At 69.1% G+C, this 12,753-nt stretch carries 10 protein-coding genes; 2 read left to right on the top strand and 8 right to left on the bottom strand.

Annotated elements, in window-relative coordinates:
* From scpB to ald, 6 genes are all read right to left on the bottom strand, one after another.
* Nucleotides 1-1,729 (bottom strand): SMC-Scp complex subunit ScpB (scpB, locus tag VFF46_RS30950; protein WP_325040771.1); only part of this gene is annotated, 1,729 nt, incomplete at its 3' end.
* Between the two features lie 206 nt (nucleotides 1,730-1,935).
* Nucleotides 1,936-2,907, bottom strand: coding sequence for a segregation and condensation protein A (locus VFF46_RS30945; RefSeq protein WP_414673110.1), 972 nt, complete (start codon nucleotides 2,905-2,907; stop codon nucleotides 1,936-1,938).
* Nucleotides 2,908-2,909: 2 nt separating this feature from the next.
* Nucleotides 2,910-3,272, bottom strand: a complete 363-nt coding sequence (locus VFF46_RS30940; protein ID WP_325040770.1) for a hypothetical protein — start codon at nucleotides 3,270-3,272, stop codon at nucleotides 2,910-2,912.
* Entirely contained in the window at nucleotides 3,257-4,168 is a 912-nt protein-coding gene (locus tag VFF46_RS30935) for a ParA family protein (RefSeq protein WP_414673111.1), read from the bottom strand. The genes VFF46_RS30940 and VFF46_RS30935 overlap by 16 nt, the downstream gene beginning before the upstream one ends.
* A gap of 370 nt (nucleotides 4,169-4,538) precedes the next feature.
* A complete protein-coding gene (xerD, locus tag VFF46_RS30930; protein WP_325040768.1) occupies nucleotides 4,539-5,474 on the bottom strand; it encodes a site-specific tyrosine recombinase XerD in 936 nt (311 codons plus the stop codon).
* Between the two features lie 8 nt (nucleotides 5,475-5,482).
* A complete protein-coding gene (gene ald, locus VFF46_RS30925; protein ID WP_325040767.1) occupies nucleotides 5,483-6,598 on the bottom strand; it encodes an alanine dehydrogenase in 1,116 nt (371 codons plus the stop codon).
* Nucleotides 6,599-6,830: 232 nt separating this feature from the next.
* On the opposite strand from ald, the gene VFF46_RS30920 reads away from it, so the two are divergent.
* On the top strand, nucleotides 6,831-7,655 hold the full coding sequence (locus VFF46_RS30920; RefSeq protein WP_325040772.1) for an LLM class F420-dependent oxidoreductase: 825 nt from the start codon (nucleotides 6,831-6,833) through the stop codon (nucleotides 7,653-7,655).
* On the opposite strand, the gene VFF46_RS30915 is transcribed toward VFF46_RS30920, so the two are convergent.
* On the bottom strand, nucleotides 7,656-9,626 hold the full coding sequence (locus tag VFF46_RS30915; protein ID WP_325040766.1) for a family 43 glycosylhydrolase: 1,971 nt from the start codon (nucleotides 9,624-9,626) through the stop codon (nucleotides 7,656-7,658).
* A gap of 115 nt (nucleotides 9,627-9,741) precedes the next feature.
* Between VFF46_RS30915 and VFF46_RS30910 the strand changes: the two genes are divergently transcribed.
* Nucleotides 9,742-10,335 carry a hypothetical protein gene (locus VFF46_RS30910; protein WP_325040765.1) on the top strand — a complete coding sequence of 198 codons (594 nt, stop codon included), beginning with the start codon at nucleotides 9,742-9,744 and terminating at the stop codon, nucleotides 10,333-10,335.
* Here VFF46_RS30910 and VFF46_RS30905 read toward each other — a convergent pair.
* Nucleotides 10,316-12,753: glycoside hydrolase family 92 protein (locus VFF46_RS30905; RefSeq protein ID WP_325040764.1), on the bottom strand; the 2,438-nt coding region annotated here is incomplete at its 5' end. The two genes, VFF46_RS30910 and VFF46_RS30905, sit on opposite strands and share 20 nt — an antisense overlap.

The following is a 12,753-nucleotide window of genomic DNA, read 5'->3' as shown; positions in this document are numbered from 1 at the left end:
CACCCCACGCAGCCCCAGGACCGCCGTCCTCACCCCGCACAAAACCAGCACCGCCCCCACCCCGCGCAGAACCAGGGCCACCGTCCTCACCCCGCACAGAACCAGCACCGCCCCCACCCCGCGCAGAACCAGGGCCGCCGTCCTCACCCTGCGCAGAACCAGCGCCGCCCCCACCCCGCGCAGAACCAGGGCCGCCGCCCTCGCCCCGCGCAGAAGCACCAGCGCCGTCTTCCACGCCACCGTCCTCCGCGCCAACCCCACCCACAGCGTCTGCCGTTTCAGCCCCGTCCCCACCCACCGCGCGCTCGGCGACGCCCTGGGCGGGCGCGTCGTTCAGCTCGTCCGCGGGTAGGTCGCCGTCCCGCACGCCGCCGACGTTGTCGGGTACGTCGGTCCCGTCGTCGTCGGGCGCACCGGCGCTGTCCTCGTCCGGCGTACCAGCAACGTGCTCGTCCGGCGTACCGGCGGTGCTGTTCTCGTCCCGCGTACCCGCAGCGTCCTCGTCCGGCGTACCAGCAACGTGCTCGTCCGGCGTACCGGCGGTGCTGTCCTCGTCCGGCGTACCCGCGATGACCTCGTCCGGCACGCCACCGGTGCTGACGTCGCGCACGCCGCGGACGGCGTCGTCGGGTGAGTCGGTGGTGTCGTCGTCGGGCTCGGCGGGTGCGGCGGTGATCAGCGGGTCCGGTGTATTCAGGTCGGCCTCGTCGTCAGCGTGATCCGCCGGGTGCACGCTGGGCTCAGCAGATGCTGGGGCGGTGGAGGTTGTTTCCTCCTCGGGATCTGCGGCGGACGGCAGCTCGTCGGTCAGCTGCGGCTGGTCGGTGCCGGGGTCCGCGCCCGCATCACCCTCCGCGCCCGCGCCACCCTTCTCGCCTGCATCACCCTCCGCGTCCGCACCACTCTCCAGGCCCGCACCACTCTCCAGGCCCGCGCCACCCTCCAGGCCTGCATCACCCTCCGGGTCCGCGCCACCCTCCGCGCCTGCATCACCGTCCGCGTCCGCACCACCCTCCGGGCCCGCGCCACCCTCCAGGCCTGCGGACTCGGCTGGGGCCGTGCCGTCCGCATCTTCCGTGGAGGTTGTGGGTGGGAGGGTTTGGGCGGCTAGTTCTTCTTCGATGTCGTCCATTTCGGGGAGGTACGGCGCCAGCTCCGGGAGGTCGTCGAGGGACTGCATCCCCATCCGCTCCAGGAAGTAGGTCGTCGTGCGGTACAGCGTCGCCTGCGACTCCGTGTCCGCCCCTGCCTCCTCGACCAGGCCGCGCGCGACGAGCGTACGCATCACTCCGTCGACGTTCACCCCGCGGATCGCGGAGACCCGCGCCCGGCTGACCGGCTGCTTGTACGCGACCACAGCCAGCGTTTCCAGCGCCGCCTGCGTGATCCGCGACTGCTGCCCGTCGAGTACGAAGCGTTCGACGTACTGCGCGGCGTCCGCGCGCGTGTAGTACCGCCACCCGCCGCCGACCTCCCGCAGGTCGAACCCACGCCCCTGCTCGGTGTACTCCGCCGCCAGCCCTTCGAGCGCCGCCGCGATGTCCCCGGTAGGCCGCCCCACCGCCCGCGCCAACGTCAACACCGGCAACGGCTCGTCCGTCACCATCAAAATAGCCTCGAGCGCCCGCCGCATCGTCGCATCGTCGACGACAACCTCGTCCCCCACCGGCAACGCCGTCTGCCCGGCCGGCAGCTGATCCTCGTCATCCAGGCCCGCACCGGCATCCACCTCTCCACCCCCGGACACGTCCGAGACCGCCGCCCCCGCCTCGTCCTCAGGTTGGGGAGGATTTCCTGCCGCTCCGGGGACAAGATCCTCCCCAACCGCGGCCGATGGGGAGGGGCCCGATGCGGACAGCGCGGATGGCGCGACCGGCGCGACCGGGGCGGCTGGATCGGCGTGCGGGGAGCGGTCTGGGGTGTCGGTGTCGTCGGTCACTGGGTTGCCGTCTCGTCGGGTGGGGGGAGGTCGGGGTCGTCGGTGGCGCTGGGGCCGGGTTCGAGGAAGGTGGGGTCTTCTTCGACGCGGGGAGCCTCGCCGGACTCGTCCTCGGGTTTGTGGGTCTCGTCGAACTCGTCGCTGACGTCGATCTCGCCGTCGTCGGTGCCTGTCCACCGGATCGTCAGCTCACCCAACGGTGTCACCTGGTCGAACGACACCGCCGCCTCGCGGAACAGCTCCAGCAACGCCAGGAACCGGCATACCGTCGTCACCGTGTCCGGCGAATCCGCCACCAGCGAGCGGAACGTCGCGCTCCGCTGCCGCCGCAGCCGGTCGACGATCACGAGCGCCTGCTCCCGCACCGTGACGGCCGGCGCGTGCAGGTGGGCCAGCGAGACCCCGGGCGGTACGTCGTCCTTCGGCGCCAGCGCCCGCGCGGCCAGCGCCGCGAGCCCGGCCGGATCGATCCCGAGCAGTACTTCGGGCAGCAACTCCGCGAACCGCGGCTCCACCCCCACAGCCCGCGGGAACCGCCGTGCCTCGAGCGCCATCCGCTCCTGCATCAGCGCCGCGATCTGCTTGAAAGCCCGGTACTGCAGCAGCCGCGCGAACAGCAGGTCCCGCGCCTCCAGCAGCGCCAGGTCCTCGTCGTCCTCGACCTCGCCCTTCGGCAGCAGCCGCGCCGCCTTCAGATCCAGCAGGGTCGCCGCGATCAGCAGGAACTCCGACGTCTGGTCGAGGTCCCACTCCGACCCCAGCGCCTTGATGTGCGCGATGAAGTCGTCGGTGATCACCGACAGCGCGATCTCGGTGATGTCCAGCTTGTGTTTCGAGATCAGCTGCAGCAGCAGGTCGAACGGTCCTTCGAAGTTCACCAGGTGAACGCTGAACCCCTTGCCCTCGGCAACAGCACCCTCAGCGGCAGCATCCTCGGCAAGCGGGTCCAGCGGGTCCGTGGCGGACACGGTCACTCCGACGCCTTCAACCGCCGTACCAGTACCGAGTCCGGCCCGTGGTCCATGAAGTCGGCGAGCAGTACGTCGATCGCCTCCCGGACGATCCGGCCCCGGTCGGCCGTCAGGCCGTGCTCCGCGCGCAGCGCGAGTCTGGTCTGTTCCAGGCCGAGCAGCTCCTCCTCCGTCACGTACACGGTGATCTTCGTGTCGTGCCGGATCCGACCGCTGGACTTGCGGTCGTCGACGACGGCCGTCCCGGACCGGACTCCGGTCGACGGCGTGTCGGTGGTGGTGCGCTTCTCGGGTCTGGTCTGCTTCGGTGCCGCACCCCCGAAGAGTTCACTGGCACCTGGCAGGCTCACCCGGCGGGACAACGCGCCAGCACCTCCTTGGCGAGATCGCGGTACTGCGCGGCCGCGCTCGATGACGGGGCGTACGTGGTGATCGGCTCGCCGACGACCGTGGTCTCGGGGAACTTGACGGTACGCCGGATGACTGTGTGGAAGACGCGTTCGTCGAAGGCCTGGACCACCCGGTCGAGGACCTCCCGGGCGTGCGTCGTCCGCCCGTCGAACATGGTGCCGAGGATCCCGACGATCTCGAGCTTCGGGTTCAGCCGGTCCTGGACCTTGGCGATCGTGTCGGTCAGCATGGCCAGCCCGCGGAGCGCGAAGAACTCGCATTCCAGCGGTACGACGATGCCGTTCGACGCGGTCAGCGCGTTCACGGTGAGCAGCCCGAGCGACGGGGCGCAGTCGATCAGGATCACGTCGTACAGCGGGATGATCGGATCCAGGACGCGCTGCAGCGTGTACTCGCGGGCGACCTCCTGGACCAGCTGGACCTCGGCCGCGGACAGGTCGATGTTGGCGGGCAGCAGGTCGAGGTTCTCGACGCGGGTCGGCTGGATCACCTCGTCGGCGGTGATGTCGCGCTGCATCAGCAGGTTGTAGACCGACAGCTCGAGGTCGTGCGGCTGGACGCCGAGCCCGATCGAGGCGGACCCCTGCGGGTCGAAGTCGATCAGCAGCACCTTGCGACCGGTCTCGGCGATCGCCGCGCCGAGGTTGATCGTGGTGGTGGTCTTGCCGACGCCGCCCTTCTGGTTGCACATCGCGATCACCTGCGCCGGGCCGGTCTTCGTCGGAGGCTGCGGCTCCGGCAGGTCCGGCAGTGGACGGCCGGTGGGGCCGATCTTGTGACGCGGACCGTTCGGGTCGTTCACGGGTGCAAGGTCCTCCGCGGTGAGCTTGGCCGTCGGCTTCGGCATCTCCGCATAGTTGTCGGGCAGGGCTCGCGCCGGCGCGGGGGCCGGGCGGGGCGGGGTGCTGTGCTGGGGTTCGTGCTGGGGGTTCAGGGACGTGCTGATCTGCTGGGCCGGCTCCGGAGCGGGGAAGTGGCCCATCACGTGTTCGGTGCCCGGGAATGTCGACTCGTTCATGACTCGTCAAACCTTTCAACCGATACGGGCGATCCCAGCGACTGTAAGCGTGCATTCAAGCACTCTCAACCAGCCACTCCGCACCGGGGTGGGGCTGTTTGTCGACAAAGCTCCGAACGGGGCCGGTCACCCTCCCCGAGTGACCAACCGTCACCAGATGATCGCACACCGTTTCTAGGTCATCGCTGCGGGGCCTGGACTACGACGACGAGAGGGCTCTCGGGTGGGAGGTTGCGTACACCTCACGCAGCTTGTCGACCGTGACCAGTGTGTAGACCTGTGTCGTTGTCACCGACGCGTGGCCCAGCAGCTCCTGTACGACGCGTACGTCGGCGCCACCGTCCAGCAGGTGCGTGGCGTACGAGTGGCGCAGTGTGTGCGGCGAGATCTCCTTGGAGATACCAGCACGTTGAGCAGCACGCCGCAGTACCGTCCAGGCGCTTTGCCGGGACAACCGGCCACCGCGGGCGTTCAAGAACAGCGCTGGCGTACCACGGCCGCGTGTGACCAGGTCAGGACGGCCACGGACGAGGTACGCCGACAGGGCGTCGCGGGCGTACGTACCGACGGGCACTACCCGTTCCTTGCTGCCCTTGCCGCGCAGCAGGACCCCACCGGCGTCCAAGTCGATGTCGTCGACGTCCAGCCCGACCGCTTCCGAGATACGGGCGCCTGTGCCGTACAGGAACTCCAGCAACGCCGCGTCACGCGTGGCCAGGACAGCCGGCTCCGCCTCGGCGCCAGCGGCCGCTGAGAGGATCCGGGTGACCTCGTCGACAGACAGTGCCTTCGGGAGCCGTTGCGGCGGCACAGGGGGCTTCACGGCCGCCGCAGGGTCGACTGCGGTCAGTCCCTCGCGTACGCAGAACTTGTGGAAGCCACGGACCGCGACCACGGTCCGTCCGGCACTGGAAGCGGTCAGTGGCGGGTGATCCGCGTCCCCTTCCCGCAGCCGCATCAGGAAGTCGCTGACCACGGCTTCCGTGATCCCGCCGAGGTCGTCGATGCCGGCAGCCGCCAGGTAGCCGCCGTACCGGCGCAGGTCACGCCGGTACGACGCCAGAGTGTTCGGGGCCAGGCCGCGTTCCACCGTGAGGTGGTCCAGGTAGGTGCCAACTGCCCGGGTGATGCCCACGGAGTTACTCAGACCAGCACCTCGTCCAGCTTGAGCTGCGACAGGTCGTGGGCCTCCGCGACCGGTCCGTACGTCACGTGACCGTCGAACGTGTTCAGCCCGAGCGCCAGGCTGTGGTCCTGCTTCAGGGCCTCCCGCCAGCCGAGGTTCGCCAGCTCGATCGCGTACGGCAGGGTCACGTTGGTGAGCGCGTAGGTCGACGTGTTCGGCACCGCGCCGGGCATGTTCGCGACGCAGTAGAACAGCGAGTTGTGGACCTTGTACACCGGGTCGGCGTGCGTGGTCGGCCGCGAGTCCTCGAAGCAGCCGCCCTGGTCGATCGCGATGTCCACCAGCACGCTGCCCGGCTTCATCCGGCTGACCATGTCGTTGGTGACCAGCTTCGGCGCCTTCGCACCGACCACCAGCACCGCGCCGATCACCAGGTCGGCCTCCAGCACCGCGCGCTCGATCTCGTACGCGTTCGAGGCGATCGTCAGCAGGTGGCCCTGGTAGATCTGGTCGGCCTGCCGCAGGCGGGCGATGTTCCGGTCGAAGAGCTGCACCTGCGCCTGCATACCGAGCGCGATCGCGGCCGCGTTCATCCCCGAGACACCGGCGCCGAGGACCACCACGCGCGCCGGGTGCACGCCGGACACGCCGCCGAGCAGCACGCCGCGGCCGCCGCCCTGCGCCATCAGGTGGTACGCACCGGACTGCGGCGCGAGCCGGCCGGCCACCTCGCTCATCGGGGCCAGCAGCGGCAGCGTGCCGTCCGGGAGCTGCACGGTCTCGTACGCGATACCGGTGATGCCGGACCGGAGCAACGCCTCCGTCGTGTCCTGGCTGGCCGCCAGATGCAGGTACGTGAACAGCACCTGGTCCTTGCGCATCCGGTGGTATTCCTCCGCCACCGGCTCCTTCACCTTGAGCACCAGCTCCGCGTCCGCCCACACGTCGTCCGCATCCGCCACGATCCGCGCCCCGGCGGCGACGAACTCGTCGTCCGGGATCAGTGAACCGTCGCCTGCCCCCTGCTCGATCAGAACCTCGTGCCCGCTGCGCACGAACTCGTGCACGCCGGAGGGGGTGATCGCCACCCGGTACTCGTGGTTCTTGACTTCCTTGGGAACTCCGACCTTCACAACACGCCCTTCTTTCCCGTCCAGGTGTGCGGCCCACATCGTTGTGTCCGCGGCCCGGCGGTTGAGGGGACGCTGCCAGGTCGCTGCCGAGTGTATGCCTCCCAGGTTCATACCACTCGACCGGATGGTCTGATCGTACTGCGGCTGACGCGGCAACCATCATTGACGGCTATTCGTAGTGGTCAGGGATGCTTTGCACAGGGACGCCCGACGAGAGGAGCACGCGGTGGCGATGGAACTGGGACGCTACGGGATCTGGCACGCGGGGCAGCACTACGGCCCGGAGCTCGCCGCCGGACTCGAGCGCGCCGGGTACGGCACGCTCTGGCTGGGCGGTTCGCCGGACACCGGGCTGCGCGACGCCGAGGTGTTGCTGGCCGCAACGACTTCGGTTGCCGTCGGCACCAGCATCGTCAACATGTGGAAGTCGCCGGCGGCCGGGGTCGCGGCGTCGTACCACCGGCTCGAGGACGAGCACCCCGGGCGGTTCCTGCTCGGCGTCGGGATCGGGCACCGGGAGAGTACCGGCGAGTACACGTCGCCGTACCGGACGATCGTCGAGTACCTGGACGCGCTCGACGACGAGAAGGTCCCCGCGGACCGGCGGGCGCTGGCGGCGCTCGGCCCGAAGGTGCTGCAGCTGTCCGGCGCGCGGACGGCCGGCGCGCTCCCGTACCTGACCACGCCGGAGCACACCGCCGAGGCCCGCCGGATCCTCGGCGGCGGGGTGCTGCTCGCGCCGGAGCAGGCGATCGTGCTGGAGACCGACGCGGAGATCGCCCGGGCGACCGCGCGCGAGCGGCTGGCGTCGTACCTGCAGCTGAGCAACTACCTGTCGAGCTGGAAGCGGCTCGGGTTCACCGACGACGACTTCGCCGACGGCGGCAGCGACCGGCTCGTCGACGCGATGGTGCTGCACGGCTCCGCGGTCGAGGTGGCGGCCGGCCTGAAGGCACACCTGGACGCCGGCGCGGACCACGTCGCGATCCAGCTCCTGGGCCACGAAGGGATCGACCTGCTGCCCGGGTACGAGGCCCTGGCGACTGTGCTCCAGTGACTAGGACGGATGTCCTGTCGGCAGCGGGAGGATAGGGGCTCCTGGCAACGTCTGCCAGGGTCCCCAGCCGCTGCTGGGTGCTACTTGGACACGTTCGCGCAGTACGCCGTCAGGTGACACGGCGAACACGTGCTGACGGCCGCTCGCGTCCACGATCACCGTAGGGCTAGCTGCGACCGGCTGCGTGTCGAAGACCTCGCTGTTGCTCCAAGTACCGCTGGTCGGTGTGGTCTGCCAGCGGTGGGTGATCTGTGCGCCACCGGGTGGGATGCAGAACATCTCCAGCCGCCCGTCGGCGTTGACCGCAGTACGCGCGGATGCGTCGGCCCACGAGTCCGCCTGCTGCCAGCCGGCCCAGCCGCCACTCGGGGCGGACTGCACGCGACGGTGTACGCCGGTACTCACCGGAGCGAGGGCGAACACGTTGAGCAGCCCACGGCCGTCCCGGTTGACCGTGCTGAGCGCAGCGGCCGGTCCGCCGAAGGAGGTGTCCCAAGAGCTCCAGCCGCTGTTCGGTGCGTTCTGCCAGCGGTGTGCGACGTAAGCGCCACCAGGGCCTAGTGCGAAGACCTCCATGCGGCCGTCTGCGTTCACACCGACTACAGGTGGTGCTCCGGCCGCGCCGCCGAAGCTCTCCCAGTCACTCCAGGTTGCAGAGCCGCCGCTGTTCTGCCAGCGGTGCGTGATGTACGCCCCGGCCGGGCCGAGTGCGAACGCCTCCAGGCGGCCGTCAAGATTGCGCGACACGGTCGGTGCGGCACCAGCAGCGCCTCCGAAGACCTCCCAGTCGCCCCAGGTCCCGTCTGCACGCTGCACGCGGTGGATGAGGCTCTGGTCCTTGGCGACCGTGAACAGCTCCAGCCTGCCGTCCGTGTTGCGCCCAACGGTCGGGACCGTGCTCACCTCGTCGCTGAACAACTCCCAGTCCCCCGGCAGCACCCGGCGTACGATCCGGTGATTGTTGTCGAGGGCAAACAGTTCGATGGCGCCCTGGGGGTTCAGCCCGGCGGCCGGGTTGTCCGGGCTGTGCCAGACCGGCGGCGTAGTGCGCCATTGCAGGTCGGCCAGGTAGATACCGTGCTGGAACGAGCCGGCCGCGGTCACGTGATCGCCTACGACTTCAACGGCGTGCGCAGGCACGTGCCCGGCGTAGTTGGACAGCTGGAAGTTGAAGGGGTCGGTACTGCGGAAGACGTCGGTACCGACGTACCCGAAGCGTGGGCCGATGAACAGGTAGTAGGTGCCGTCGCGCTCGACCACGACCGGTGACTCGGTGACTGAGGCGTTGGCGTCGGTACTCGGGTCGGTGAAGACGGTCTGTGCGGCGCTCCAGTGGATCAGGTCCGTGCTGGTGCGGGCGGCGACTATGTGGTTCGACTGCCAGTCCTTGAGCTCGCAGTAGTACATGACCCACTGGTCGCCGATGCGGGTGACGTACGGGTCCCGCGCGACCAGACCGCGGAACACAGGGCCCTGTGGGATTCGCGTCCAGCTGAACAGGTCCGTGGACGTGGCCAGGTTGATCGCACAGCCGTTACCGCCGGCGGCGTAGTACATGTAGTACGTGCCGCCGCTCTCGATCACGTGCGGCGCCCAGAGATGTACTTCGCCGTAGTAGTTCGGGTCGACGGTCAGTACGGGCGGCTGCGTCGTCCACGGCCCGTCCAACGCCGGCGCGGTCGCGTGCGCGAAGCGGATCTCCTTCGCCCCGTCCGGGAAGCTGCCGGGTGGGGCGGAGTCGCCGATGATGCCGTACAGGTGCCAGGTCCCGTCAGGTCCCTGGATGACGCAGTGGTCGTTCATGTACTCGTACGGCGGCCCGTCCGGCGTCGGGTCGTACACATGCCGCAACGGCCCCGCCCCCACCCAGGCCAACACCGCGGCCTCAGCCGGCACCCCGACCATCCCGGTCATCCCCGCGGCCGCCAGCCCCAGCCCACCCAGCACCACAGTCCGCCGCCTCAGCTCCATCAGCCACCTCACGGAAATCGATTCCCCGCAGCGTGACCGCTCCCCCGTCCCCCGTCAACCACTGAAACGACGACCGAAACTTCCCCGCCCGCGCGCCGTGCGGCAGAGTGCGGGAATGACCTCCGAGTACCACCGCCGGCTCCCGTACGGCGAGCGCCTGTCCGCCGAGCCGCTGGTCGGCCACCCGTTCTTCCCGTTCGAGGGCGATGTCCAGGTGGTACCGCTGGACGAGCCGGTGCTGCCGGAGCCGGCGCGGGGTGGTGAGGGTGGTGAGGACTGCTGGTCATGCTCCGAGCCCAACCGCGACGTCATCTGGCGTGATGACCAGTGGAAGCTGAAGGCCCGCAAGCCGTCCGGTCTGCCGTTCGTGGCGATTCTCGAGCCTCGGGAGCACTACCGGCTGGACAATCTTCCGGTGGAGCTCACCGCGACGCTCGGTCCGACGATCCAGCGGCTAGCGAAGGCGATTCAGGATCTGGAACCGGTTGCCCGCACGCACTTCAGCCGGTGGGGTGATGGCAGCGAGCACTTCCATCTGTGGTTCCTCGCTCGGCCGCTCGGCATGATGCAGCTCCGCGGCGCGATGATCGCGATCTGGGACGACCTGCTGCCCCCGATCCCCACCGACGAGTTCACCGCCAACGCCCGCCAGGTCGCCGCCGCCCTGGCCGAGGGCGGCGGCGAGGTGGTCAGCCTGCCGCGACCGTGAAGACGCGGAGGTCGCGGTTCTTGGGGAGGGTGATGCTCACCGGGGTTTGGGTCAGCGTTACGGGAGCGGTGGCGAAGATGTGGGTGGTGACGTTGTCCTTGCCGCCGCCGGACTCGTTGCGGTACGGGGTGGTGGCGACGATGAGGTTGCCGTAGTGCAGGGTGTCGCCTCCACCGCCCAGGGTCCAGTCGCTGAAGGAGAGGTCGACCTGGGACGTCGTACCGTCGGCGTAGTTGAGTGTCGCGGTCGTCTGCTGGTTGCCGTTGACGGCGCTGCCGATGAACGACAGCTTCGTCGTACCGGCAGGCAGGTTCAGATTGAGCAGTTGGCCGTCGGCGGGCACGTTGTCGGGATCCCCGGACGGTACGTCGGGCCACGTGAAGCTGAGGCCCTGCACGGTACCTGTGCCACCAGGCGTGAGCCCTGCCGCCGCAAGCGCCTGCCGTGAGTAGCTGACGCCGCCGCCGTCGTAGTCCGCCTCGGTGTGGTCCCCGTTGTCGTCAGAGATGCCTACGCCTTCCCGCAGGACGAAGAACGAGTTGGGCTGACCAACGACCACAGTGAAACCGACCTGGGGCAAGGCTGTGCCGTCCGCAGCCTTCAGCTGCACCGTCACCGGGTAGCGGCCGTCCGGTGTGCCAGCGGGAGCAGTAATCGTGACTGCAGCGCTGCCGGCCTGGTCCACGTGGAAGGTGCCCGTCGCAGGGCTTGCGACAAGACCCGCTTGTGCGTTGACCGTGTAGGTGACGTCCTGCGCGGCTCCACTCAGCCGGTGCGCCTGTAGCAACACAGGAGCGCTAGTGGTGCCGGGAGCAACAACAACCCGGCTAGTGTCAGTAGACGTCTGGAACGGGATCTCCCCGGTCCGCCACGATGGCGGTGCCTGCCCAGTGCCCCACGTCGTGTTGGCAGTCGTACCAAGAGTGAAGTCCAACGTCCCACCGCGCTGCACGAACGACTCCGGCAACCAGGGCTGGTTTGTAGCCTTCCCGTTCACCTTCAAGGACTGCACATACTGCGCGTCCGCACCCGGCGCGTTGATCCGGATCGTCTTACCGCCGTCACGGTGGATCACGGCCCGTTCGAACAGCGGTGCCGCGACCTGCAGCTCTGCCCGGCTAGGAACGTCCGGATAGAGCCCCAGCGCGGTCCACACGTACCAGGACGACATCTCCCCCAGGTCGTCGTTCCCCGGGATCCCACCGGTGCTGGTGTTCCACAGCTGGTTCATTGCCTGCCGCAACGTCTCCTGCGTCTGGTACGGCCGGCCCGTGTAGTTGTAGATCCACGGCGTGCTGATCGACGGCTCGTTGGCCATCTCCGCGTGCAGGTCGCCCGCGCCGGTCAGCGCCCAGGTCCCGTCCGGGTTCTTGAAGAACGCGTCCAGCCGCTGGTTCACAGCGTCCGGACCGCCCATCGCGTCGATCAGCCCGGCCCGGTTGTGCGGCACCATCCACGTGTACTGCGCACTGCTCCCCTCGGCGAACCCGTCGTACGTCGACGGCGTGAACGCGGGCCACGCGCCGTTGTCGTCCCGGTTCTGCACGTAGCCGCCGTTGTCCGGGTTGAAAACGTTCTGCCAGTACTGCGACCGCGTGAGGAACTTCTGGTACGTCGCCGTGTCGCCCGTACGCTGCGCCAACTGGGCCAGCGCGAAGTCGTCCGTCACGTCCTCGAGGGTCTCGCCCGCACCGCCCCACGCGTTCGACTTGGTGGGGATGTAGTGCAGCGCCAGGTACTTGTCGAGCGACGGCCGCTGCCCGATCGACATCACCGGCTTACCGGCCGAGCTGAGGTCCTTGGCGGTCGGTACGGTCGCGGCCTGCACCAGCGAGCGCAGCGCACCACGGGAGTCGAAGTTGGTGCCGCCGAACGCGTAGATGCCCGCAACGGCCGGTGCGGACGGGTCGCCCGTCATCACCGCAGTACTGCCCGAGGCGTGTGTCCACCGGTCCCAGACACCTCCGTTCTGCGAGGCCTGGTTGAACAGCGACTGCGCGATGTCACCGGCCCTCCTTGGTTCAAGAAGCGTCAGTAGCTGCAACTGCGACCGGTACACGTCCCAGCCGGAGAACGTCGCGTACTGCGCCTGCTGCCCGCGGGACAGGCTGTGCGGGTTCTGGTCGAAGCCCCAGTACTGGCCGTTGACGTCGCTGAACACGTTCGGGTGCAGCAGGGAGTGGTACAGCGCGGTGTAGAACGTGGTCCGCTGGTCTGTCGTACCGCCTGTCACGTCGATACGGCTCAGCTGCTCACGCCAGGCCTGCTTGGCCTTCAGAGCCGTCACGTCGACCGACGTACCGCGCGGGTTCTCGGCACGCAGGTTCTGCCGGGCGTTGGCCTCGCTGACGTAGGAGATGCCGATCCGCATCGTCACCTTGTCGCTGTCGAACCCGACGTACCCGCCGGAGCCCTTCC

This window comes from Kribbella sp. (assembly GCF_035655035.1).
Taxonomy (GTDB): domain Bacteria; phylum Actinomycetota; class Actinomycetes; order Propionibacteriales; family Kribbellaceae; genus Kribbella.
The sequence above is the reverse complement of the archived record's forward strand: the minus strand, read 5'-3'. Positions and strand labels throughout refer to the sequence as shown.